This is a genomic window from Enterobacter sp. SCRI0065 (assembly GCF_059766475.1).
In genome coordinates, this window is record NZ_JCBAJB010000001.1 from 159805 (window position 1) to 183920 (window position 24116).

The 24116-nt window shown below is 53.1% G+C and carries 20 protein-coding genes and 1 other annotated feature; of the genes, 11 read left to right on the forward strand and 9 right to left on the reverse strand.

The window, feature by feature from the left end:
- Window positions 1-98: 98 nt before the first annotated feature.
- The 5 genes from maa to acrA all read right to left on the reverse strand — a co-directional run bounded on the left by maa (window position 99) and on the right by acrA (window position 6377).
- Window positions 99-650 (reverse strand): maltose O-acetyltransferase, encoded by a 552-nt coding sequence (gene maa, locus AC6EMZ_RS00760; protein WP_498400470.1) that lies wholly within the window; start codon window positions 648-650, stop codon window positions 99-101.
- A gap of 225 nt (window positions 651-875) precedes the next feature.
- Window positions 876-1094 carry a hemolysin expression-modulating protein Hha gene (gene hha, locus AC6EMZ_RS00765; RefSeq protein ID WP_154127670.1) on the reverse strand — a complete coding sequence of 73 codons (219 nt, stop codon included), beginning with the start codon at window positions 1092-1094 and terminating at the stop codon, window positions 876-878.
- 27 nt (window positions 1095-1121) lie between these two features.
- Entirely contained in the window at window positions 1122-1496 is a 375-nt protein-coding gene (gene tomB, locus AC6EMZ_RS00770; RefSeq protein WP_498400471.1) for an Hha toxicity modulator TomB, read from the reverse strand.
- A 515-nt stretch (window positions 1497-2011) separates the two neighbouring features.
- Window positions 2012-5161 carry a multidrug efflux RND transporter permease subunit AcrB gene (gene acrB / locus AC6EMZ_RS00775; RefSeq protein WP_498400472.1) on the reverse strand — a complete coding sequence of 1050 codons (3150 nt, stop codon included), beginning with the start codon at window positions 5159-5161 and terminating at the stop codon, window positions 2012-2014.
- A gap of 22 nt (window positions 5162-5183) precedes the next feature.
- Window positions 5184-6377 carry a multidrug efflux RND transporter periplasmic adaptor subunit AcrA gene (gene acrA / locus AC6EMZ_RS00780; RefSeq protein ID WP_498400473.1) on the reverse strand — a complete coding sequence of 398 codons (1194 nt, stop codon included), beginning with the start codon at window positions 6375-6377 and terminating at the stop codon, window positions 5184-5186.
- A 142-nt stretch (window positions 6378-6519) separates the two neighbouring features.
- On the opposite strand from acrA, the gene acrR reads away from it, so the two are divergent.
- Window positions 6520-7167, forward strand: coding sequence for a multidrug efflux transporter transcriptional repressor AcrR (acrR, locus tag AC6EMZ_RS00785; protein WP_498400474.1), 648 nt, complete (start codon window positions 6520-6522; stop codon window positions 7165-7167).
- A gap of 109 nt (window positions 7168-7276) precedes the next feature.
- Window positions 7277-10633: a mechanosensitive channel MscK gene (mscK, locus tag AC6EMZ_RS00790; RefSeq protein ID WP_498400475.1), complete on the forward strand. Its 3357-nt coding sequence runs from the start codon at window positions 7277-7279 to the stop codon at window positions 10631-10633.
- Window positions 10634-10670: 37 nt separating this feature from the next.
- On the opposite strand, the gene rsmS is transcribed toward mscK, so the two are convergent.
- Entirely contained in the window at window positions 10671-10865 is a 195-nt protein-coding gene (gene rsmS / locus AC6EMZ_RS00795; protein ID WP_498400476.1) for a pleiotropic regulatory protein RsmS, read from the reverse strand.
- A 12-nt stretch (window positions 10866-10877) separates the two neighbouring features.
- Window positions 10878-11405: a primosomal replication protein N'' gene (gene priC, locus AC6EMZ_RS00800; protein ID WP_498400477.1), complete on the reverse strand. Its 528-nt coding sequence runs from the start codon at window positions 11403-11405 to the stop codon at window positions 10878-10880.
- A gap of 50 nt (window positions 11406-11455) precedes the next feature.
- Between priC and AC6EMZ_RS00805 the strand changes: the two genes are divergently transcribed.
- The 9 genes from AC6EMZ_RS00805 (at window position 11456) to AC6EMZ_RS00845 (ending at window position 20838) form a co-directional block, all read left to right on the forward strand.
- Window positions 11456-11824, forward strand: coding sequence for a DUF454 family protein (locus tag AC6EMZ_RS00805; RefSeq protein WP_498400478.1), 369 nt, complete (start codon window positions 11456-11458; stop codon window positions 11822-11824).
- Window positions 11825-11985: 161 nt separating this feature from the next.
- On the forward strand, window positions 11986-12537 hold the full coding sequence (gene apt, locus AC6EMZ_RS00810) for an adenine phosphoribosyltransferase (protein ID WP_498400479.1): 552 nt from the start codon (window positions 11986-11988) through the stop codon (window positions 12535-12537).
- Between the two features lie 89 nt (window positions 12538-12626).
- Window positions 12627-14555, forward strand: a complete 1929-nt coding sequence (gene dnaX / locus AC6EMZ_RS00815; protein WP_498400480.1) for a DNA polymerase III subunit gamma/tau — start codon at window positions 12627-12629, stop codon at window positions 14553-14555.
- Window positions 13885-13949, forward strand: a sequence feature (DnaX frameshifting element). Its footprint overlaps the gene before it by 65 nt.
- A 53-nt stretch (window positions 14556-14608) precedes the next feature.
- Window positions 14609-14941 carry a YbaB/EbfC family nucleoid-associated protein gene (locus tag AC6EMZ_RS00820; RefSeq protein WP_271267765.1) on the forward strand — a complete coding sequence of 111 codons (333 nt, stop codon included), beginning with the start codon at window positions 14609-14611 and terminating at the stop codon, window positions 14939-14941.
- A complete protein-coding gene (gene recR, locus AC6EMZ_RS00825) occupies window positions 14941-15546 on the forward strand; it encodes a recombination mediator RecR (protein ID WP_498400481.1) in 606 nt (201 codons plus the stop codon). The genes AC6EMZ_RS00820 and recR overlap by 1 nt, the downstream gene beginning before the upstream one ends.
- A gap of 111 nt (window positions 15547-15657) precedes the next feature.
- Window positions 15658-17532, forward strand: a complete 1875-nt coding sequence (htpG, locus tag AC6EMZ_RS00830) for a molecular chaperone HtpG (RefSeq protein WP_498400482.1) — start codon at window positions 15658-15660, stop codon at window positions 17530-17532.
- A 206-nt stretch (window positions 17533-17738) separates the two neighbouring features.
- Window positions 17739-18383 carry an adenylate kinase gene (gene adk, locus AC6EMZ_RS00835; protein ID WP_498400483.1) on the forward strand — a complete coding sequence of 215 codons (645 nt, stop codon included), beginning with the start codon at window positions 17739-17741 and terminating at the stop codon, window positions 18381-18383.
- A gap of 125 nt (window positions 18384-18508) precedes the next feature.
- Window positions 18509-19471 (forward strand): ferrochelatase, encoded by a 963-nt coding sequence (gene hemH, locus AC6EMZ_RS00840; protein ID WP_498400484.1) that lies wholly within the window; start codon window positions 18509-18511, stop codon window positions 19469-19471.
- A gap of 62 nt (window positions 19472-19533) precedes the next feature.
- Window positions 19534-20838 (forward strand): inosine/guanosine kinase, encoded by a 1305-nt coding sequence (locus AC6EMZ_RS00845; protein ID WP_498400485.1) that lies wholly within the window; start codon window positions 19534-19536, stop codon window positions 20836-20838.
- Window positions 20839-20884: 46 nt separating this feature from the next.
- On the opposite strand, the gene ybaL is transcribed toward AC6EMZ_RS00845, so the two are convergent.
- Together ybaL and AC6EMZ_RS00855 are read right to left on the reverse strand one after the other, a co-directional pair.
- Window positions 20885-22561, reverse strand: a complete 1677-nt coding sequence (ybaL, locus tag AC6EMZ_RS00850; protein ID WP_498400486.1) for a YbaL family putative K(+) efflux transporter — start codon at window positions 22559-22561, stop codon at window positions 20885-20887.
- A gap of 232 nt (window positions 22562-22793) precedes the next feature.
- A complete protein-coding gene (locus AC6EMZ_RS00855; RefSeq protein WP_498400487.1) occupies window positions 22794-24014 on the reverse strand; it encodes an MFS transporter in 1221 nt (406 codons plus the stop codon).
- Window positions 24015-24116 lie beyond the last annotated feature (102 nt).

Below are 24116 nucleotides of genomic sequence, written 5' to 3' on the forward strand. Positions count from 1 at the left end.
GCAAAATACAGGGGGATCTGACTATTTTAGGGGAGCGATCGGGTGGAAAAAAGTAACAGTTAGAGGGGGAAAAACCATAACAGTTACTTAATCACGGATTAGAGCGTTTTGATGATCTTTGCGGGATTACCACCAACAACCACATTGGCAGGAACGTCTTTTGTCACGACCGCGCCAGAAGCAACGACCACATTGTCCCCAATCGTGACGCCGGGGTTAATGACCGCGCGTCCACCAATCCACACATTATTACCGATAGTCACAGGCTTGCCCAGTTCTGCTCCGCTATTACGCTCGGTTGCATCCAACGGATGGGTGGCCGTGTAAATATGAACCCCCGGCGCGAGCATGCAATTATCGCCGATATGAATAGGGCAGACATCCAGCATCACACAATCGAAGTTTGCGTAAAATTCTTTTCCGAGGAAAATATTATAACCGTAGTCGCAGCGGAAGCTTGGCTCGATATACGCCCCTTCGCTTTGCCCCAACAATTCGGCCAGCAGGCTCTGACGTTCTGCTTTTGCATCGGGGCCAGTGTGGTTATAACGGTGAACGAGGTGACGTGCGCGCAGGCGTTCTGCCCGTAACGTTTCGTCCGAAGGGCGATAAAGCTCACCTGCGATCATCTTTTGTTTTTCTTCACTCATGAGATTGCCTTATTGAGAGGGTTCATTCGATACACGTTAGCGTAAAGAAGCCCATTCAAAAAGGGAACGTTCCCGGTGAGTTGGCGTGATGAAGCTCACAACATTATTGCCTACCCGCGCGTATGAAACGGTGAGTCTGCCTGTTGCTCAAGGATCGTAAATTAAAAGGTGAATTCAGCATAATAGGAAGATGACGTGACAACCTCTAAAACAAATCACTCGTAATTATCGAACAAACTTCCATACAGATGTTGGGATTTTGTCATACAACTTATTCATGGTTAACTCGGCGAGGCGATGGTCGGCCGCTGAATAAAATACCGCCAACTCGTGATCCGGAAGCTCGTATTTATTTTTTTCAATAACTCTTTCTAACGTGTCGAGCGACTGACAGCGTCGCAAGCGCATCAAATAATCTGTCTTTGTTAATGGTTTATCAGACATAAATTCACCTAAGTAATTGTAATAGTTTTAACAGGAATGACTCACTGGATTGGCTCTGCTGACGTTGACGAAACAACGGAATAGCCGGTTTCCAGATTTACGCCATTTTTGCAAATCCTGCGTGTTAATGCCGTAGCTGCTGAACAACATAAAGGTGTCGTCCAGATATTCATCAATCTGCTCAATCAGTTTATTATCTTCATTGTACTTAATTTTATAATTAAGTGCGAAGGTCGCTATATGCTCTACCAGCTCATTTAACTGTAAGTTGATTGAAGAGGTCGGATCGTTCACCCAGCCATGATTGCTTTCATCAAGATTGGCAAGGCAGTCATGGTACAGGGATTCGCAGAGAAATTTCAACTGTGCAATATCATGCCTTTTTGGCGAGTACTCGTCCATAGTGCATCCCCTTTTGAGTGATTTCTTACTCACCGAACATCAAATGTCGGGATGGATACAACATACTTAGCCGCAACGGGTGCTGTTTTCCTGATGTCTTTAACTATAAGACACTCTGATCAAGATTTCATCGCGCTATTACGAAAAATTACAATTAAAAGACTTATCTGCGAAGCTTTACGCAAATGACCATTCTTCCAGGGTCCATTTTTATCTGTTTCAAGACTTGTTTTTTCAGAGCTTCCTTAGGATTCATCATCTTAGCTTTTAGCTTCAAATGAAATCCAGAAACCGACGTGTTAATGGCTAAGGTAAACTACCAGGAATAGTCCTAATAATTAATGAGGCGAAATGAAATTAAAAAAACCGTAAGTTCATCGATTAAGAAAGCCATTAAATATGGTATGCCTAATTACGATGGCAGAAAATAAATGAAATAACAATAAGTGTAAATTATGATTTTCAGGCAGAAAAAAAGGCCGCTAGCGCGGCCTTTTTATCGGTAGGAACCGGTATCAGTGATGGTCAACCGAGTGGCTGTGCTCAACATCTTCATTCTTGCGGCTAAAGCGGCGGCGAACCACCACGAAGAACACCGGAACGAAGAAGATAGCCAGTACGGTCGCGGTCACCATCCCGCCCATTACGCCTGTACCCACGGCGTTCTGAGCACCGGAGCCTGCGCCAGAGCTGATGACCAGCGGCATAACACCGAGGATAAATGCCAGGGAGGTCATCAGGATTGGACGCAGACGCATACGTACCGCTTCCAGCGTTGCCTCAATCAGGCCTTTGCCTTCTTTATCCATCAGATCTTTGGCGAATTCCACGATAAGTATCGCGTTCTTCGCCGACAAGCCAATGGTTGTCAGCAGGCCCACCTGGAAGTAAACGTCGTTTGTGAGTCCACGGAATGTCGCGGCAACCAGCGCCCCGATAACACCCAACGGTACCACCAGCATAACGGAGAACGGAATCGACCAGCTCTCGTACAACGCTGCCAGACACAAGAACACCACGATTAACGAGATGGCATACAGGGCAGGGGCCTGGTTACCGGACAGACGTTCCTGGTAGGACATGCCCGTCCAGTCATAGCCAATACCCGAAGGCAACTTGCTCGCCAACTCTTCCATTAGGTTCATGGCTTCACCGGTACTTCTGCCTGGCGCAGCCTGGCCCAGGATTTCCATCGAAGGCAAGCCGTTGTAGCGTTCCAGACGCGGTGAACCGTATTCCCAATGCGAGGTAGAGAACGCAGAGAACGGTACCATTTGACCATCGCTACCGCGCACGAACCAGTTGTTGATATCGTTCGGCAACATACGGTATTGGGCTTCGGACATCACGTACACTTTCTTCACACGGCCACGGTCGATGAAGTCGTTGACGTAGCTACCGCCCCAGGCCGCGCCCAGTGTGGTATTGATGTCGCTAATAGAAACGCCCAGTGCCTGTGCTTTTTCCTGATCGATATCGACCTTGTACTGTGGGGTATCTTCCAGGCCGTTAGGACGAACGCCGACCAGCAGGTCAGGATGTTTAGCCACTTCGCCAAACAGCTGATTACGTGCCTGCGTCAGTTTTTCGTGACCCAAACCACCCTGGTCAATCAGCTGGAAGTCGAAGCCGGTAGCCGTACCCAGTTCAACAATCGCTGGCAGGTTAAAGGCGAAGACCATCGCATCTTTAATCTGCGAGAATTTACCCATCGCACGGCCCGTAATCGCCTCAACCTTATTCTCTTCACCTGGACGTTGGCTCCAGTCTTTCAGGGAAACGAAGGCGATACCGGTGTTCTGACCACGACCTGCAAAGCCAAAGCCGTTAACCGCAAACACCGATTCAACGTTGTCTTTTTCTTTGGTGAGGTAGTAGTCAGTGACTTCATCCAGCACTTTCTGAGTACGTTCTTGCGATGCACCCGCTGGAAGCTGTGCCATCGTCAGGAACACGCCCTGGTCTTCGTCCGGCAGGAACGAGCTTGGCAGACGAACAAACAGGAACGCCATGCCGACCACGATGATGATATAGAGCAACAGGTAACGACCGGTGCTGCGCAAAATGCCGCCCACGCTGTCGGTATAGTGATGCGTGCTCTTATCAAACATGCGGTTAAACCAGCCGAAGAACCCTTTCTTGTTCTCGCCGTGGTCGCCTTTAGCGATCGGCTTCAGCATGGTGGCGCACAGTGCTGGCGTCAGGATCAATGCCACGAGTACTGACAGTGCCATCGCCGAAACAATGGTGATGGAGAACTGACGGTAAATCGCACCGGTGGAGCCTCCAAAGAAGGCCATCGGGATAAATACCGCTGACAGCACCATCGCGATACCGACCAATGCGCCCTGAATCTGGCCCATCGATTTTCGCGTCGCTTCCTTCGGCGGGAGCCCTTCTTCTGCCATGACTCGCTCGACGTTTTCGACCACCACGATGGCGTCATCGACGAGCAAGCCTATCGCAAGCACCATACCGAACATCGTTAGGGTGTTTATCGAGAAGCCGAAGATGGAGAGGATAGCAAAGGTCCCCAGCAGCACGACCGGTACGGCGATAGTAGGAATCAGCGTCGCACGGAAGTTTTGCAGGAACAGGTACATCACCAGGAAGACCAGAATAATCGCTTCTACCAGCGTTTTAACCACTTCGTGAATAGAGATCTGCACGAACGGCGTGGTGTCATACGGGTAAACGATTTTCAGACCTGACGGGAAGAACGGCTCCATCTTCGCCAGTTCAGCACGAATTGCCGTCGCGGTATCCAGGGCGTTTGCACCGGTTGCCAGTTTAATCCCAAGACCGGATGCCGGCTGGCCGTTAAACTTCGCGATAACGTCGTAGTTTTCACCGCCCAGTTCGACCTTCGCAACGTCGCGCAGGCGAACCTGTGAACCGTCCTGATTCACTTTCAGCAGAATTTTGCTGAACTCATCGGCAGAGGTGAGACGGGTCTGCGCAATGATAGAGGCGTTCAACTGCTGGCCTTTCACCGGCGGCGTACCGCCCAACTGACCTGCTGCTACCTGGGCGTTTTGCGCTTTAATCGCCGCAATAACGTCAACCGGCGTCAGCTGGAAGTTGTTCAGCTTGTTCGGGTCCATCCAGATACGCATCGCGTACTGTGAACCAAACAGCTGCACGTCACCCACACCAGAAGTACGGCTGATCGCATCCTTCATGTTGGCGCCCACGTAGTCGGAAATATCCTCCTGCGGCATGGTGCCATTGGTGTTGATAACGCCGACAACCATCAGGAAGCTACTGGACGACTTCTCAACGCTCACACCCTGCTGCTGCACTTCTTGCGGCAGCAACGGCATGGCCAGCTGCAGTTTGTTCTGCACCTGAACCTGCGCGATATCCGCATCGGTACCAGACTCAAAGGTCAGCGTGATCTGAACCGTACCGGTTGAGTCACTGTTGGAGGACATGTACATCAGGTTATCGATACCGTTCATGTTCTGTTCGATAACCTGCGTCACGGTGTCCTGCACCGTTTTCGCATCAGCCCCAGGGTAGGTGGCTGTGATCGAAACGGCTGGCGGCGCAATCGTTGGATATTGCGCCACTGGCAGCTTCAGGATCGCAAGTCCCCCGGCGAGCATGATAATTATGGCGATCACCCATGCGAATATGGGGCGATCGATAAAGAAATTAGGCATGTCTTAACGGCTCCTGTTTAAGTTAAGACTTGGTTTGTTCTGACTCGCCACCGGCCGCGGCTTGTTGTTTCTCGTCAGATTTGACTTCCTGTGCCTTCACCTGCGCGCCAGGACGTACTTTTTGCAAACCAGTAATAATTACGCGATCGCCATCTTTCAAACCTTTTGTGACCAGCCATTTATCGCCAATCGCCTGCGAAGCAGTGATTTGACGGGTCTCGACTTTGTCATCAGCACCGACAACCAGCGCACTAGCATCACCGCGAGGCGTACGTGTTACGCCCTGCTGTGGCACCAGAAGTGCGGTTGGGTTGATACCTTCTTCCAGACGGGCGCGAACAAACATCCCTGGCAACAAGCTCTCGTCAGGGTTCGGGAAAATCGCACGTAAGGTGATGGAACCCGTGGTCTGATCGACCGTCACATCGGAAAATTCCAGTGTGCCAGCCTGCGGGAACTTGATACCGTCATTGGTCACCAGCTCAACTTTCGCTTTGCCGTTTTCCTGTTTCAGCGAGCCGTTAGCCAGCTCCTGTTTCAGGCGCAGGAAGTCGTTGCTGGACTGGGTGACGTCAACGTAGATCGGATCAAGTTGCTGCACGGTTGCCAGCGCGGTTGCCTGGCCGCTTTGCACCAGAGCGCCTTCGGTCACAGAAGATTTACCAATACGACCACTAATAGGGGAGGTCACTTTGGTATACGCCAGGTTGATGCGTGCGGTTTCTACTGCAGCTTTTGCGGCAATCACTGTTGCGTTAGTCTGCTGAGAATCTGCCAGCGCCGTATCATAATCCTGTTGGCTGATGTACTGCGTGCCGAGCAGTTTTTTATAGCGATTCAGCGTCAATTGGGAAATTTTGGCTGCTGCTTCTGCTTTCGCCAGATCGCCCTTAGCACTGTCGTAAGAAGCCTGATAGGTTGCTGGATCAATTTGATACAGAGACTCACCTGCTTTTACATCACCGCCCTCGGTGAAGTTACGTTTCAGGATAATGCCACTCACCTGAGGACGAACCTCTGCAATGCGATAAGCGCTTGTACGTCCCGGTAATTCTGTCGTGATTTGAAGAGGTTCACTCTTGAGCGTCACCACACCAACTTCTGGCGCCTGCTGAGCTCCTTGTTGAGCCTGTTTATCATCACATCCTGTAAGCGCTAAGCCGCCTGAGAGCATCAGAACGATCGCCAGAGGCGTTAACCCTCTGTTTTTGTTCATATGTAAACCTCGAGTGTCCGATTTCAAATTGATCAATGGATCAAAAGTCCGCAAACCCATTGCTGCGTTTATATTATCGTCGTGCTATGTTACATACATTCATAAATGTATGTAAATCTGACTACTGTAAATTCACCCACACATGGCACGAAAAACCAAACAACAAGCACTTGAGACACGTCAGCACATCCTGGATGTGGCGATGCGCTTATTTTCGCAGCAGGGGGTTTCATCAACCTCACTGGCGCAAATTGCTCAGGCCGCTGGTGTTACGCGTGGAGCGATTTATTGGCATTTCAAAAATAAGTCAGAATTGTTCAGTGAAATCTGGGAGCTATCAGAATCCAGCATTGGCGATCTTGAGACTGAGTATCGGGCAAAATTCCCAGACGATCCACTCTCAGTTTTGAGAGAGATTTTGGTATATGTTCTTGAGGCGACAGTCATTGAGGAACGCCGCCGTTTAATGATGGAAATCATCTTCCATAAATGTGAGTTTGTCGGCGAAATGGCGATTGTGCAACAGGCTCAGCGAAGTCTTTGTATTGAAAGCTACGACCGCATTGAGCATACCCTCAATCTCTGTATCCAGGCCAACATGCTACCTGCCGATTTGCTGACGCGCCGAACCGCGATCCTGATGCGCAGCTATGTTTCCGGGCTCATGGAAAACTGGCTTTTTGCGCCCCAGTCGTTCGACCTGAAACAAGAAGCGCGCAGCTATGTCGCTATCCTCATTGAGATGTGCCAGCTGTGTCCAACGCTTCGCGCGACCTCCCAACCTGAATAACACCAGGAATCTTCCTGGACCTTAGCGTTCTCGCTATTCTGCTTGTGACTCGCGTGATATTCTTTGCACCGACTATTTTCGGTCATCTTCTCACAGCAAACTCATAACTATGTTGCACTATTCTCGCTCGCAAAACTCTGTTTTCGCCATTATTTTTGCCATGCTGCTTTTTTTTGCCGCGGCCCCTGCCTCCTTTGCTCGCGCGGACAACAGCAATGAGACGCCAACCCGAGCTGATATTCAGGCGCAGCTGGATACGCTGAATAAACAGAAAGACTTGTCACCTCAGGACAAACTCGTTCAGCAGGATTTGACGGAAACGCTCGAAACCATTGATAAAATTGAGCGCATCAAAGCAGAAACGACCCAGCTTCGTCAGAAGGTTGCTCAGGCACCGGAAAACATGCGTAAGGCGACTGATGCCCTGAGCGCGCTGAGCGACGTAGATAATGATGAAGAAACGCGCAAAACGCTGTCGACGCTCTCATTGCGTCAGCTTGAGCTACGCGTCTCTCAACTGCTTGACGATTTACAAACCGCACAAAACGATCTCGCCACCTACAATAGCCAGCTGGTTTCATTGCAAACTCAGCCTGAGCGTGTGCAGAACGCCATGTACAGCGCGTCGCAGCAGCTACAGCAAATTCGTAATCACCTGAACGGAACAGCGGCGGGAGAGGGGGCACTGCGTCCCACTCAGCAAACTCTGCTGCTGACTCAGCAAACGTTGCTCAATGCGCAAATCGAACAGCAACGTAAGAGCCTGGAAGGGAATACGGTTTTACAAGATACCCTGCAAAAGCAGCGCGATTACGTGACGGCGAATATTAATCGCCTCGAACATCAACTTCAGCTGTTGCAGGAAGCCGTTAACAGCAAGCGTCTTATCCTCACGGAGAAAACGGCGCAGGAAGCGGTATCGCCGGACGAAACCGCGCGTATCCAGTCTAATCCGCTGGTGAAGCAGGAGCTGGACATCAACCAGCAGCTGAGCCAGCGCTTGATCCAGGCCACGCAGAGTGGCAGCACGCTGGTTCAACAAAACATCAGGGTCAAAAACTGGCTGGACCGTGCATTGCAGGCGGAACGCAACATCAAAGAGCAGATTGCGGTGTTAAAAGGCAGTCTGCTGCTCTCGCGTATTCTTTACCAGCAACAGCAAACGCTGCCCTCAGCGGATGAACTGGAAGACATGACCAACCGCATTGCGGATTTGCGTCTTGAACAGTTCGACGTTAACCAGCAGCGCGACGCCCTTTTCCAGAGCGATGCTGTTGTGGCAAAAATAGAAGAAGGACACGCCAGCGAAGTTAACGCAGAAGTGCATGACGCGCTGACTCAGGTCGTTGATATGCGCCGTGAACTGCTCGATCAGCTCAACAAGCAGCTCGGCAATCAGCTCATGATGGCGATTAACCTGCAAATCAACCAGCAGCAGCTGGTGAGCGTGTCTAAAAGCTTACAGGAGATCCTGACGCAGCAAATCTTCTGGGTGAACAGCAACAAACCGATGGACTGGGACTGGATCAAGTCCTTCCCGGAAACGCTGAAATCGCAGATCAAGAGCATGAAAATTACCGTTAACTGGGAAAAGGCCTGGCCCGCGGTAATGATTGCTTTCCTGGCGGGCTTGCCGTTGCTGTTGATCGCCGGTTTGATTCGTTGGCGTCTGCGCTGGCTGAAAAAATATCAGGCGAAGCTGGCTTCAGAAGTGGGCCAACTGCGTAACGATAGCCAACTGCATACGCCAAAAGCGATATTCATCGATCTCATCCGCGCCATGCCAGTCTGTCTGCTTATTCTGGCTACGGGTCTGATATTGCTGACCATGCAGTTAAATATTAGCGATCTGCTGTGGGCGTTCAGTAAAAAACTGGCGCTCTTCTGGCTGATATTCGGACTGTGCTGGAAGGTGCTGGAAAAAGACGGCGTCGCGGTTCGTCATTTCAATATGCCTGAACAGCTGACCAGCCACTGGCGTCGCCAGATTGTGCGCGTGAGCCTGGCGCTGTTGCCGCTGCACTTCTGGTCAGTGGTCGCAGAACTTTCTCCGCTGCATCTGATGGACGATGTGCTGGGTCAGTTGGTCATTATGCTGAACCTGCTGCTGATTGCTGTGCTGATGTGGCCTATGTGCCGCGACAGCTGGCGCGACAAAGGGTCACATAATATTCGGCTGATCACCGTCACCGTGCTGGCGATAATTCCACTGGCGCTAATGGTGCTGACCGCAACGGGCTATTTCTATACCACGCTGCGCTTGTCTGGCCGCTGGATTGAAACCGTCTATCTGGTGATCCTGTGGAACCTGCTCTATCAAACGGTGCTGCGCGGCCTGAGCGTAGCGGCTCGTCGTATCGCCTATCGCCGTGCGCTGGCACGCCGACAGAACATGGTGAAAGAGGGCGCGGAAGGCGCTGAACCGCAGGAAGAGCCGACGATGGCGCTGGAGCAGGTCAACCAGCAAACGTTGCGTATCACCATGCTGGTGATGATGGCGCTGTTCGGCGTCATGTTCTGGGCTATCTGGTCCGATTTAATTACCGTTTTTGCTTATCTCGACAGTATTACCCTGTGGCAGTACAACGGCACCGAAGCGGGTGCGGCAGTGATGAAAAGCGTGACCATGGGGAGTCTGCTGTTTGCTCTGGTTTGCGCGATGGTCGCCTGGGCGCTCATCCGCAACTTACCAGGTCTGCTGGAAGTGCTGGTGCTCTCTCGCCTGAACATGCGTCAGGGGGCGTCCTATGCGATTACGACGATCCTGAACTATGTGATTCTGGTGGCGGGTGCCATGACCGTGTTCGGGTCCCTTGGGGTTTCATGGGATAAATTGCAGTGGCTCGCCGCCGCGCTGTCGGTCGGTCTTGGTTTTGGCTTGCAGGAGATTTTCGGGAACTTCGTCTCTGGCCTGATTATCCTGTTCGAACGCCCGGTGCGCATCGGCGATACGGTGACGATCGGGACCTTCTCCGGTACGGTTAGCAAGATCCGTATCCGCGCGACGACGATTACCGATTTCGATCGTAAAGAAGTGATCATCCCGAACAAAGCGTTTGTGACCGAGCGCCTGATCAACTGGTCGCTCTCGGACACTATCACTCGCGTGGTGATCCGCCTCGGCGTGGCCTACGGTTCCGATCTGGATAAAGTGAAAAAGGTCCTGCTGAAAGCCGCGATGGATCATCCGAAAGTCATGCACGATCCGGAGCCGTCGGTATTCTTCACCACCTTTGGTCCGAGCACCCTGGACCACGAACTGCGTCTGTACGTACGCGAACTGCGCGATCGTAGCTACACGGTGGATGAACTTAACCGCACCATCGATCGTTTGTGCCGTGAAAACGACATCAATATCGCTTTCAACCAGCTTGAAGTTCACCTGCGAAATGAAAAAGGTGATGAGCACACGGAAGTGAAGCGCGAGATGAAAGGCAATGACCCTCATCCGAACCCTCTCCCTTAAAGGGAGAAGGTACTGTCTTGTGCGGGCTGAATGAGTGTCACTGACCCGTTTTTCCCCCTCGCCCCTTTGGGGGGAGGGCCGGGGTGAGGGGTGAGGGCAATTTCGCCTCGAAATCTTTTCGCACCATTTCCAGCGCCTTCAGCACGGTTTCTGCCGGGAGGGCGTGGTTTTCCAGCAGCATGATCAAATCGACGGCTAGCTTGACCTCATCGGGGGCGTTTTCCAGCGACATCTTGTATTCCTTTTAGCGAGTCATGCGTTCAATGACGCGTTCAATCTCTTCCAGCGCCTGACGGCAGCGAATGATGCGCCCTTCGAGAGCGGTGATTTCACGCATTAAAAGCTGCTGCTCTTGCAGCGTTTCGGTAGCCTCCAGTCTGCGCTCACGCTCCTGCTTCATGTCGAGCAAACGGCGCTCAAACTCCTGATTTTCCAGTCGTTTACGTTGCCATTTCCTGGTGCCGGGCGATGCGCTGTCCCACGCTCGTAGCGGCCAGGCGGTAATCTCGCGGTGCAGGGCGGTCATTTGCTCCGTCAGATGTTCCGCCAGCCACGCCACCTGCTCGCGCTGGGCGTTATTCACGGCCTGCCTTAACTCTTCAAGATTGACCTGCGCTTCGTCGAGATAATCTTTCATCAGCGTGCTGCGAGTGCGGAACAGTTGTTTATTAAAGCGCGGTTTCAGCGTCGCATGCTGCATCAGCGGCGCGGCCGTAGCACGCAGTAACGTCAGCTGATTTTGCAGGGTCTCTAGAAGCAAGGCTGTTTTCAATCCGCTCTCCGGTGGTAAAGTAGTTGTTCTGTTTGATAACGATTCGCATTATGAAGCGTACTATTTTAATCATCATTGGCTGGCTTGCGGTAGTGCTTGGCACGCTTGGCGTGGTTTTACCTTTATTACCGACCACGCCTTTTATCCTGTTGGCGGCCTGGTGTTTTGCCCGCTCGTCGCCACGATTTCATCAGTGGTTGCTGTACCGCTCATGGTTTGGCGGATACCTGCGCCACTGGCAACAATACCGGGCGATGCCGCCTGGTGCAAAGCCGCGCGCGATTGCGATGATACTGATTACCTTCGCGATTTCATTATGGCTGGTGAAAATGATGTGGGTACGCATCCTGCTGTTGGTCATCCTGAGTTGCCTGCTATTCTTTATGTGGAGAATTCCTGTCGTTGATGAAAAGCAATAAAAGCACTCAAGCACCATGATGGCTGTTGCAATTCACTCCCACAGTCAGTAAATTCGACCGTTTTCGAGCACAGGTGCGCCTGGTTAAAGGTTAATCAATTGTTACCTTAACCATCCTTTTCGCGCGCTGTGAGTCACACTGTTTTATTTAGGCACAAACCGATGACCGCAACTGCACAGCAGCTTGAATTTCTGAAAAACAGCATCAAAAGCATCCAGGATTATCCGAAGCCTGGCATTCTTTTTCGTGATGTCACCAGCATGCTGGAAGATCCGAAAGCGTACGCCCTCAGCATTGAACTGCTGGTTGAGCGTTATAAAAACGCCGGAATCACCAAAGTCGTAGGCACGGAAGCACGTGGCTTCCTGTTCGGCGCGCCGGTCGCGCTGGCCATGGGCGTTGGCTTTGTGCCGGTGCGTAAACCGCGTAAACTGCCGCGCGAAACCATCGCCGAAAGCTATGAGCTGGAATACGGTACCGATCAGCTGGAAATTCACGTGGATGCGATTAAGCCAGGTGACAAAGTGCTGGTCGTAGACGATCTTCTGGCAACTGGTGGCACCATTGAAGCGACCGTGAAGCTGATCCGTCGCCTGGGTGGCGAAGTCACCGATGCGGCCTTCGTTATCAATCTGTTCGATCTCGGCGGCGAACAGCGCCTGGAAAAACAGGGCATCACCAGTTACAGCCTGGTGCCTTTCCCGGGTCATTAATCCCTCTTCCCACAACCTCGCCCAAAAGGTGAGGTTGTGTTAGCATTACCCCCCTGAATATCCACCTTCCAGCGTTGCAGAGCCTGCCCATGAGTTATCAGGTGTTAGCCCGAAAGTGGCGACCCCAAACCTTTGCTGACGTAGTCGGCCAGGAACATGTGCTGACCGCCCTGGCGAACGGTTTGTCGCTAGGACGCATCCATCACGCGTATCTTTTCTCCGGCACACGCGGCGTCGGTAAAACCTCTATCGCCCGTTTGTTGGCTAAAGGCCTCAATTGCGAAGCTGGGATCACCGCAACGCCGTGCGGCGTGTGTGATAACTGCCGTGAAATCGAGCAGGGGCGTTTTGTCGATCTTATTGAGATCGATGCCGCGTCGCGCACCAAGGTCGAAGATACCCGCGATCTGCTGGATAACGTGCAGTACGCGCCAGCCCGTGGCCGCTTCAAGGTCTATCTGATCGATGAAGTACACATGCTGTCTCGTCACAGCTTTAACGCGCTACTCAAAACGCTGGAAGAGCCGCCTTCGCATGTGAAATTCCTGCTGGCGACCACCGATCCGCAAAAACTGCCGGTGACGATTCTGTCGCGCTGCTTGCAGTTCCATCTTAAGGCGCTGGACGTCGAACAGATCCGCGCGCAGCTCGAACATATTCTTGATGAAGAAAAAATTGTCCACGAGCCGCGCGCGCTGCAACTGCTGGCGCGAGCCGCCGATGGCAGCTTGCGCGACGCGTTAAGCTTAACCGATCAGGCGATTGCCAGCGGTGACGGCCAGCTGTCTACCGAGGCCGTGAGCACCATGCTCGGCACGCTGGACGACGATCAAGCGCTGTCGCTGATTGAGGCTGTCATTGACGCTAACGGCGAAAGCGTTATGACGCTGGTCAACGCCGCGGCTTCCCGTGGCGTGGAGTGGGAAGCGCTACTGGTGGAAATGCTCGCGCTGCTTCATCGGATTGCCATGCTACAGCTTTCTCCAGCAGCGATAGGCGCTGATATGGCGGCGATTGAGCATCGGATGCGTGAACTTGCCCGCACCGTTCCTCCCGCCGACGTGCAGCTTTATTACCAGACGCTACTGATTGGCCGCAAAGAGCTGCCGTTTGCGCCAGACCGACGCATGGGCGTAGAAATGACGCTGCTGCGGGCTCTGGCGTTCCACCCGCGCAAGCCGCTGCCAGAGCCAGAGGTACCGCAACAATCCTTTGCACCGGTTGCGCCAACCGCCGTATTGACGCCGCCACAGGTACCGCAGCCATCCGCGCCGCCTCCGGGGTCGGACATGCCGCTGTCGGATGCCACCAGTTCGGTGCTCGCCGCCCGTAGCCAGCTACAGCGCGCGCAGGGAGTAACCAAGCCAAAAAAGAGTGAACCGGCAGCGCCAGGAAGAGCGCGGCCGGTTAACAACGCCGCACTCGAACGACTGGCATCGGTAACGGAACGCGTACAATCGCGCCCGTCATCGTCCACGCTCGAACCAAAAGCCCCGGCGAAGAAAGAGGCTTATCGGTGGAAGTCGACCACGATCACCCAAGAGGTGAAAGTGGAAGTCGCCACACCGAAAGCGCTCAAAAAAGCGCTGGAACATGACAAAACGCCGGAGCTTGCGGCGAAACTGGCTGAAGAGGCTCTGGTGCGTGATGCCTGGGCCGCCGAAGTCAGCAAATTACAACTGCCGAAGCTGGTCGAGCAGGTCGCGCTCAACGCCTGGAAAGAGCAGGACGGTAATCACGTTTGCCTGCACCTGCGTCCGAGCCAGCGGCACCTCAATTCCCCGTCCGCGCAAAACGTGCTGACTGAAGCGCTCACCGCATTACAGGGTGCGCCGGTTGAATTGACTATCATTGAAGATGATAATCCGGCAATACGTACGCCGCTTGAGTGGCGTCAGGCCATTTATGAAGAAAAGCTCGCGCAGGCGCGTGAGTCAATTACTGCGGATAACAACATCCAGACCCTGCGCCGATTCTTCGACGCAGATCTGGATGAAGAGAGTATTCGCCCTGTTTGACCGTGAGTCTGACTGACGGTTGTAATCCTTAACGTGACTGAAGAGAGTAGCCTATGTTTGGTGGTAAAGGCGGTCTGGGTAACCTGATGAAACAGGCCCAGCAGATGCAAGACAAAATGCAGAAAATGCAGGAAGAAATCGCCCAGTTGGAAGTCACTGGCGAATCCGGTGCCGGTCTTGTGAAAGTGACCATCAATGGCGCGCATAACTGCCGTCGTGTGGAAATCGACCCAAGCCTGTTCGAAGACGACAAAGATATGCTGGAAGATCTGGTTGCTGCTGCATTTAACGATGCTGCGCGTCGTATCGATGAAACTCAGAAAGAAAAAATGGCGTCTGTATCCTCCGGTATGCAGTTGCCACCAGGCTTTAAGATGCCGTTCTGATGCAAACCAGCCCGCTGCTCACGCAGTTAATGGAAGCGTTACGCTGTCTGCCGGGCGTTGGCCCTAAGTCAGCGCAACGGATGGCGTTTACGCTGTTGCAGCGCGATCGTAGCGGCGGAATGCGACTGGCGCAGGCATTGACCCGCGCCATGTCAGAAATTGGTCACTGTACGGATTGCCGCACTTTTACCGAGCAGGACGTGTGTAACATCTGTTCGAATCCGCGTCGCCAGGAAAATGGCCAAATTTGCGTGGTGGAGAGTCCTGCGGACATATACGCCATTGAGCAAACCGGGCAGTTTTCTGGTCGCTACTTCGTATTGATGGGCCACCTTTCTCCGCTGGATGGTATTGGTCCTGATGATATCGGTCTCGATAGGCTTGAGCAGCGTCTTGAGTCAGAATCGCTGACGGAAGTCATTCTGGCCACCAACCCCACGGTGGAAGGCGAAGCGACGGCGAACTACATCGGCGATCTCTGCGGCCAGTATGGCGTCGAGGCTACCCGTATCGCCCACGGCGTGCCGGTCGGTGGTGAGCTGGAGATGGTCGATGGCACCACGCTGTCGCACTCTCTGGCTGGACGTCGTAAGATTAATTTCTGACCAAACGGAGGCTGCAATCGTGGCCTCCGCTTGAAATTCTCCCCCCGTATCCCCATCTCTCACTCAACGCTTTTAAACCCCATTAAATGGCACTGTTGAGGTCGACTTAAGATGAAAGGACAAGAAACCCGTGGTTTCCAGTCAGAAGTGAAACAGCTTCTGCACCTGATGATCCATTCCCTGTATTCCAATAAAGAAATCTTTCTGCGTGAGCTGATTTCGAACGCCTCGGATGCGGCGGACAAGCTGCGCTTCCGCGCGCTGTCTAAACCGGATCTGTATGAAGGCGACGGTGAGCTGCGCGTGCGTGTTTCTTTCAATAAAGAAAACCGCACCCTGACCATTGCCGACAACGGTATTGGCATGAGCCGTGATGAAGTGATAGACCATCTTGGAACCATCGCTAAATCAGGCACCAAATCGTTCCTCGAATCCATGGGATCCGATCAGGCAAAAGACAGCCAACTGATTGGTCAGTTTGGCGTGGGCTTCTATTCTGCGTTTATCGTGGCGGACAAAGTCACCGTGCGTACCCGTGCGGCGGGCGAAAGCGCTGAAAACGGCGTGTTCTGGGAATCCCACGGCGAAGGTGAATACACCGTCGACGACATCACCAAAGCCGATCGCGGTACCGAAATCACCCTGCACCTGCGTGAAGGCGAAGACGATTTCCTGAACGACTGGCGCGTGCGCTCGATCATCAGCAAATACTCTGACCATATCGCGTTGCCGGTAGAAATTGAAAAACAGGAAGAGCAGGACGGTGAAACCGTTGTCTCCTGGGAGAAAATCAACAAGGCGCAGGCGCTGTGGACGCGTAACAAGTCTGAGATCAAAGACGACGAATACAACGAGTTCTACAAGCATATTGCCCACGACTTTACCGATCCGCTGACCTGGAGCCACAACCGAGTGGAAGGTAAGCAGGAGTACACCAGCCTGCTGTATATCCCGGCGCAGGCACCGTGGGACATGTGGAACCGCGATCATAAGCACGGTCTGAAGCTGTACGTACAGCGCGTGTTCATCATGGACGAAGCCGAGCAGTTCATGCCGAACTACCTGCGTTTCACCCGTGGCCTGATCGACTCTAACGATCTGCCGCTGAACGTCTCGCGTGAAATCCTGCAGGACAGCACCGTGACCCGCAACCTGCGTACCGCGCTGACTAAGCGTACCCTGCAGATGCTGGACAAGCTGGCGAAAGACGACGCGGAAAAATACCAGACCTTCTGGAAACAGTTCGGCCTGGTGTTGAAAGAAGGCCCGGCGGAAGATTCTGCGAACGTTGAATCTATCGCTAAACTGCTGCGCTTTGCCTCTACGCACACCGACTCTTCTGAGCAGACCGTTTCGCTCGAAGATTACGTGTCCCGTATGAAAGAAGGGCAGGAGAAAATCTACTACATCACCGCTGACAGCTACGCTGCTGCGAAGAGCAGTCCGCACCTGGAACTGCTGCGTAAGAAAGGCATCGAAGTGCTGCTGCTTTCTGACCGCATTGATGAGTGGATGATGAACTACCTGACCGAGTTCGACGGCAAAAGCTTCCAGTCCGTTGCCAAAGCCGATGAGTCTATCGACAAACTGGCGGATGACGTAGATGACACCGCGAAAGAAGCAGAGAAAGCACTGGAACCGTTCGTGGAGCGCGTGAAAACCCTGCTGGGCGATCGCGTCAAAGAAGTGCGTTTCACTCACCGTCTGACCGATACCCCGGCGATTGTCACCACTGAAGCCGACGAAATGGGTACGCAGATGGCGAAACTGTTCGCCGCTGCGGGCCAGGCGATGCCAGAAGTGAAATACATCTTCGAGCTGAACCCGGATCACCCGCTGGTGAAACGTGCGGCGGATACCCAGGATGAAGCGCGCTTCGCCGAGTGGGTTGAGCTGCTGCTGGATCAATCCCTGCTGGCCGAACGCGGCACGCTGGAAGATCCAAACCTGTTCATCAAACGTGTGAACGCGCTGCTGCTGGCGTAATAAAACATCGCCCCTCCCCCCAAGGGGGCGAGGGGCTCGATCGGTTCCCTCTCACCTCTGGGGGGAGGGGAAATCTTCCGCACTATCCCAAATAATCTCCCCCGTTAACCGTTTCAGCCGTCCCGCCTTCCTTGAGCCACACTCGTTCTGATGGTATTGTTTAGCGCTTTTGAAAAATTGAACCAACTTTTGAGGGGATTTTCGCAATGCGTATTATTCTGCTTGGCGCTCCGGGCGCGGGTAAAGGAACTCAGGCACAGTTCATCATGGAGAAATACGGTATTCCGCAAATCTCTACCGGTGACATGCTGCGTGCCGCTGTTAAATCTGGCTCCGAGCTGGGTAAACAAGCGAAAGACATCATGGACGCAGGCAAGCTGGTGACTGACGAACTGGTTATCGCGCTGGTAAAAGAACGCATCACTCAGGAAGATTGCCGTAACGGTTTCCTGCTGGACGGTTTCCCGCGTACCATTCCACAGGCTGATGCTATGAAAGAAGCAGGCATCAAAGTGGATTACGTTCTGGAATTTGACGTACCGGACGAGCTGATCGTTGACCGCATTATTGGTCGTCGCGTTCACGCTGCCTCTGGCCGCGTTTACCACATCAAATTCAACCCACCGAAGGTTGAAGGCAAAGACGATGTGACCGGTGACGAGCTGAGCACGCGTAAAGACGATCAGGAAGAGACCGTGCGTAAACGCCTGGTGGAATACCATCAGATGACCGCGCCGCTGATCGGCTACTACTCGAAAGAAGCGCAGGCGGGTAACACCCAGTATGCGAAAGTTGACGGCACTAAGCCGGTCGCTGAAGTTCGTGCAGAGCTGGAAAAAATCCTCGGCTAAGCACGTTCCTCTCACCCGGGTCCTCCGGGTGAGAAATATTCTCATATTTCCTATCGCAGCAATGGGTTCCGTTTACCCGCATTTCCGCTACAATTAGCAGCTATTCAAATGGTTAAGAGGCGTGAATGAGTCAGGCAAAAACCGGCATTTTACTTGCCAATTTAGGCACTCCCGAAGCATCCACCCCTGCGGCAGTTAAACGCTATCTGCGCCAGTTTTTGAGCGATTCACGCGTTGTGGATACTCCAAAACTGCTGTGGTGGCCGCTGCTGCGCGGTGTGATTTTGCCGATTCGTTCTCCACGTGTGGCAAAGCTGTACCAGTCCGTCTGGATGGAAGAAGGTTCTCCACTGATGGTCTACAGCCGTCGTCAGGAAAAAGCGTTGGCGGCTCGACTGCCCGATGTCCCTGTTGCGCTGGGCATGAGCTACGGCAAGCCTTCTCTGAAAAGCGCCGTAGAGAACCTGCTGGCGCAGGGCGTTGAGCATATCGTGGTGCTGGCGCTCTATCCACAGTATTCCTGCTCGACGGTAGCGGCCGTCTGGGACGAACTGGCGCGCATTATGGCGACGCGTCGCTATGTTCCGGGCATCACCTTTATTCGCGACTATGCCGATAACGAGATGTATATCGCCGCCCTTGCCAGCAGCGTCCGCGCATCGTTTGCCGAGCACGGCGAGCCAGATATGTTGCTGCTCTCCTACCACGGTATCCCTCAGCGTTATGCCGATGAAGGCGATGACTATCCGCAGCGCTGTCGTGATACCACGCGCGAACTGGTCTCCGCACTGGAATTCCCGCCAGAGAAGGTGATGATGACCTTCCAGTCTCGCTTTGGCCGTGAACCGTGGTTAACGCCGTACACTGACGAAACGCTTAAAATGCTGGGCGAAAAGGGCGTGAAGCACATCCAGGTGATGTCCCCAGGCTTCTCCGCTGATTGTCTCGAAACGCTTGAAGAAATCGCGGTGCAAAACCGGGAATTTTTCCTTGAGGCGGGTGGCGAAAAGTACGAATACATTCCGGCACTTAACGACTCTCCTGAACATATCGAAATGATGGTCTCGCTGGCGACCACAAGCCGCTAATCGCGCATCGGGCCGGGTTTGTGCTACCATTTCCGGCCCATTCGTCACACATAGCCCAGAAAATGAAATTTCCCGGTAAACGCAAATCCAAACACTATTTCCCCGTCAACGCCCGTGACCCGCTACTGCAACAGTTCCAGCCGGTCAATGAAACCAATGCGGCGTGGGTGGTGGGTATCGATCAGACGCTGGTGGATATCGAAGCTAAAGTTGATGATGCGTTTGTTGCACGTTATGGGCTAAGTTCTGGCCATTCGCTGGTTATCGAAGATGATGTCGCCGAAGCACTGTATCAGGAACTGGTACGGGAAAACCTGATCACTCATCAGTTTGCCGGTGGCACCATCGGCAATACCATGCACAACTACTCCGTATTGGCCGACGATCGTTCGGTTCTGCTCGGCGTAATGTGCAGCAATATCGACATCGGTGGCTATGCCTACCGTTACCTCTGTAATACCTCCAGTCGCACCGATCTAAACTACCTGCAAGGTGTTGATGGGGCGATTGGTCGCTGCTTTACGCTGATTAGCGATTCCGGTGAGCGTACTTTTGCCATTAGCCCTGGTCACATGAATAAGCTACGTGCCGAAAGTATTCCGGAAGAGGTCATTGCGGGGGCATCAGCGCTGGTTCTGACTTCCTATCTGGTGCGCTGTAAGCCAGGCGAACCGATGCCAGAAGCCACCATGAAGGCGATTGAATACGCCAAAAAATACAATGTGCCGGTGGTGCTGACGCTCGGGACAAAATTTGTGATCGCCGATAACCCTGAATGGTGGCAGGCGTTCCTGAAGGAGCACGTCTCGATTCTGGCGATGAACGAAGAAGAAGCCGAAGCGCTAACCGGTGAAAACGATCCGCTACTGGCGTCTGATAAAGCGCTGGACTGGGTTGATCTGGTGTTGTGTACCGCCGGACCGGTTGGGCTTTATATGGCCGGCTTTACCGAAGAAGAGAGCAAACGTAAAACCCAGCATCCGCTGCTGCCTGGGGCGATTGCCGAGTTTAACCAGTATGAGTTCAGCCGTGCGATGCGCCACAAGGATTGCGAAAATCCGCTGCGTATTTACTCCCATATCGCCCCTTATATGGGTGGGCCGGAGAAGATCATGAACACCAACGGCGCCGGCGATGGCGCGCTGGCCGCGCTGCTGCACGATATCACCGCCAATGCCTACCACAGAACCAATGTCCCTAACTCCAGCAAACATAAGATCAGCTGGCTGACATACTCGTCGCTGGCACAGGTGTGTAAATATGCGAACCGCGTCAGTTATCAGGTGCTGAACCAGCATTCACCACGCCTGACGCGCGGCTTGCCGGAAAGGGAAGACAGCCTGGAAGAGTCGTACTGGGACAGGTAAACGAAGACCCCTCGCCCCTTAGGGGGAGAGGCCCAGACCGCACAAATTAACCCGTAACCGCCTCTTCAATTGGCGGTTTCTCAATCAGCATGATCATCGTATTAGCGATTTCACGCTCGCCCATCACCACCTGATTCGCGCCACGTTCGGTAATATATTCAACCTCATCGTCATAATGCGCGCGGGCGATAATTTCAATCGTCGGGCACTTCTCACGCGCGGTTGCGACAATCTCACCGGCTTCGTAGCCGTTAGGAATGGTTAGCAGCAGCCAGCGAGCGCAGTCCAGGTGTGCAAGATTCATAATTTCTTCGTTTGCCGCATTACCCAGCACCGCTCGGATGCCACGTGCGCGCAGTTCGTCCACGCGGGTGCGCGACGTTTCAATCACGACCAGCGGGATGCCCTGTGCCATCAGCTTCTCGCCCAGCAGGCTCCCGACGCGACCAAAACCGACCAGCAGCGCATGGTTGCAGATGTCCACCGGGATTTGCTTCTCTTCTTCAGTCGCCTCTTCCAACGTCTGATCTTCCAGCGTCTCGGTTTTAGCGAGATATTTCTCCAGCAGTGCAAACAGTACCGGGTTAAGCATGATAGAGAGAATCGCCCCGGCCAGCACCAGATTCTGCCCGGCCTGCGGCAGCAGGTTCAGCGCCATGCCCAGACCCGCCAGGATAAAGGCAAATTCACCAATCTGCGCCAGGCTTGCCGCGATGGTCAGTGCCGTGCGCGGTGAGTGGCCGAACATGCGGACCAGGAAGAAAGCCACGACGGATTTACCGAAGATAATAATCGCCAGCGTCGCCAGTACGGCCAACGGCTGATCAATCAAAATAAGTGGGTCGAATAACATACCGACGGAGACAAAGAACAATACCGCAAAGGCATCACGTAACGGCAGCGTGTCGTGCGCGGCCCGGTGGCTCAGTTCGGATTCGTTCAGCACCATCCCGGCGAAGAACGCGCCCAGCGCAAAGGAAACGTCAAAGAACTCGACTGCACCAAATGCAATACCAAGCGCCAGCGCGAGCACGGAAAGGGTAAACAACTCACGAGAGCCGGTTGCCGCGCTGCGCGACATAATCCACGGTACCAGACGACGCCCAACCACCATCATGATCGCGATAAAGGCAACGACCTTCCCGATGGTAATGCTCATATCTAACGCCAGCGAGGCAAAACCGACGTTGTCTTTTTCAACCATCCCGGCGACGGCGGGCAGCAGGACCAGCGTTAAGACCATCACCAGATCTTCAACAATCAGCCAGCCAATGGCAATTTGCCCACGCTGGCTGTCTATTAACTGCCTCTCCTCAAGCGCGCGCAGCAACACCACGGTACTGGCGGTTGAGAGACACAGTCCAAACACGATGCCGGTCATCAGTGACCAGCCCAGCATCGCTGAAAGCGCCATACCCAACAGTGTCGCTACGCCTATCTGAGCGATCGCGCCGGGAATGGCAATGGCCTTTACCGCCATTAAATCCTTCAACGAGAAATGCAAACCTACGCCGAACATCAGCAGAATCACGCCCAATTCCGCCAGTTCTGGTGCCAACTTGGTATCCGCGACAAAACCAGGCGTAAAAGGACCCGCCAGAACACCGGCTAAGAGATAGCCCACGAGAGGAGAAATACGTAACTTATTGGCAATCATGCCGAGGATAAAAGCGAGTACAAGGCCACCAACAATGGTGGTGATAAGCGGTGTGGCGTGATGCATTCCGTCTCCTTTCGTCGTGGGGTGTTCCATTTTTGGCGTAAAAACCAAAAGGCCGATTAATAGTTTATGACAATTTTGGCCATTATGTTTATGAATAATTGTTGAACTTTGAAGAAAACAGCAATAAGCGTTAAAAAAAGCAGATTAGGACAAATTAACACGAGGATGAAGAGGAAAGCCTTATGGCAGTAGGCTGGGCTGAGGCCAAAGTTTAGCTTTGGCCTCAGGATAACTACGCTTTATGCCGATAATCAGGTAGGAATATGGTCAGTATCCCCAGAAGCGGAAGGAAAGCACAGATTTTATAGACTAAAAAGATACTGGTATGGTCTGCAACGAGCCCTAAGACTGCGGCTCCAAGGCCTCCCATGCCGAAGGCGAAACCGAAAAATAAACCGGAAACCATACCGATACGGCCCGGCATCAACTCCTGCGCATACACCAGGATCGCCGAAAAGGCAGAGGCGAGGATAAATCCAATAATCACCGTCAAAATCCCCGTCCATTCGAGGTTTGCATAGGGTAAAACGAGCGTAAACGGCGCAACACCGAGAATGGAGCCCCAAATGACGTATTTACGTCCTATTTTATCCCCTACAGGGCCGCCAATCACCGTGCCAGCCGCAACGGCAAACAGGAAGGCAAACAGGTGGAACTGCGCGTTTTGTACCGATAATCCGAATTTTTCCATCAGATAAAAGGTGTAATAGCTGCTGATGCTCGCCATATAGAAGTATTTCGAGAAAATCAGCATCAGTAGTATTGATACGGCTAAAATAACCTTGTCACGTGGCAGCGGATTGATAACGGGGGCTTTTGGTTTCCCTTTATTTACCCGGTGCTGCGCGGCGTACCAACGACTGATTTGTGCCAGTACGACGATAGCCAGCAACGCGGCCAGCACAAACCACGCCACGTTACCTTTTCCGTATGGCGCAATGATGACGGCGGCAAGCAGGGGGCCAAGCGAACTGCCAAAGTTTCCCCCGACCTGGAACAATGACTGCGCCAGACCATGACGCCCACCGGAGGCCATACGCGCCACGCGGGATGATTCAGGATGGAACACCGACGAGCCAGTACCGACCAGCGCAGCGGCCACCAGCACCATCTCAAAGCTACCCGCCATCGCCAGCAGTATCAGGCCGCATAAGGTAAAGCACATGCCAATCGGTAGCGACCACGGCATCGGATATTTATCCGTCCAGTAACCGACAACCGGTTGCAGCAGAGATGAGGCCATCTGGAACGTTAACGTGATCATCCCAATCTGTACGAAGGTGAGTGAAAACTCGGATTGCAGTAGCGGATATATCGCCAGAATTAACGACTGGATCATATCGTTCAGCAGATGTGAAAGACTGATGGCACCTAATATACCAAACGAGGTGCGCGCTTTAGGTGTTAACGCCGCAGAGCCCGTAGCGGGCTGAGGTGATTCAGTGATTGCCATAAATACCACGTATTGAGTGATGAGAAGTGCAGGATGTCATTATTATCCGACTAACATACCTTTCTGTGGGATTTGAAGAAAGTCGCAATTCTGAAAACATAT

Excerpts from the sequence above, each read along its gene's own strand:
- recR (WP_498400481.1), top strand. The coding sequence starts at position 14,941 with ATGCAAACCAGCCCGCTGCTCACGCAGTTAATGGAAGCGTTACGCTGT.
- AC6EMZ_RS00845 (WP_498400485.1), top strand. The coding sequence starts at position 19,534 with ATGAAATTTCCCGGTAAACGCAAATCCAAACACTATTTCCCCGTCAAC.
- mscK (WP_498400475.1), top strand. The coding sequence starts at position 7,277 with ATGTTGCACTATTCTCGCTCGCAAAACTCTGTTTTCGCCATTATTTTT.
- AC6EMZ_RS00820 (WP_271267765.1), top strand. The coding sequence starts at position 14,609 with ATGTTTGGTGGTAAAGGCGGTCTGGGTAACCTGATGAAACAGGCCCAG.
- maa (WP_498400470.1), bottom strand. The coding sequence starts at position 650 with ATGAGTGAAGAAAAACAAAAGATGATCGCAGGTGAGCTTTATCGCCCT.
- AC6EMZ_RS00805 (WP_498400478.1), top strand. The coding sequence starts at position 11,456 with ATGAAGCGTACTATTTTAATCATCATTGGCTGGCTTGCGGTAGTGCTT.
- acrB (WP_498400472.1), bottom strand. The coding sequence starts at position 5,161 with ATGCCTAATTTCTTTATCGATCGCCCCATATTCGCATGGGTGATCGCC.
- AC6EMZ_RS00855 (WP_498400487.1), bottom strand. The coding sequence starts at position 24,014 with ATGGCAATCACTGAATCACCTCAGCCCGCTACGGGCTCTGCGGCGTTA.
- adk (WP_498400483.1), top strand. The coding sequence starts at position 17,739 with ATGCGTATTATTCTGCTTGGCGCTCCGGGCGCGGGTAAAGGAACTCAG.
- rsmS (WP_498400476.1), bottom strand. The coding sequence starts at position 10,865 with ATGTCGCTGGAAAACGCCCCCGATGAGGTCAAGCTAGCCGTCGATTTG.
- acrA (WP_498400473.1), bottom strand. The coding sequence starts at position 6,377 with ATGAACAAAAACAGAGGGTTAACGCCTCTGGCGATCGTTCTGATGCTC.
- dnaX (WP_498400480.1), top strand. The coding sequence starts at position 12,627 with ATGAGTTATCAGGTGTTAGCCCGAAAGTGGCGACCCCAAACCTTTGCT.
- ybaL (WP_498400486.1), bottom strand. The coding sequence starts at position 22,561 with ATGCATCACGCCACACCGCTTATCACCACCATTGTTGGTGGCCTTGTA.
- tomB (WP_498400471.1), bottom strand. The coding sequence starts at position 1,496 with ATGGACGAGTACTCGCCAAAAAGGCATGATATTGCACAGTTGAAATTT.
- htpG (WP_498400482.1), top strand. The coding sequence starts at position 15,658 with ATGAAAGGACAAGAAACCCGTGGTTTCCAGTCAGAAGTGAAACAGCTT.
- hemH (WP_498400484.1), top strand. The coding sequence starts at position 18,509 with ATGAGTCAGGCAAAAACCGGCATTTTACTTGCCAATTTAGGCACTCCC.
- acrR (WP_498400474.1), top strand. The coding sequence starts at position 6,520 with ATGGCACGAAAAACCAAACAACAAGCACTTGAGACACGTCAGCACATC.
- apt (WP_498400479.1), top strand. The coding sequence starts at position 11,986 with ATGACCGCAACTGCACAGCAGCTTGAATTTCTGAAAAACAGCATCAAA.
- hha (WP_154127670.1), bottom strand. The coding sequence starts at position 1,094 with ATGTCTGATAAACCATTAACAAAGACAGATTATTTGATGCGCTTGCGA.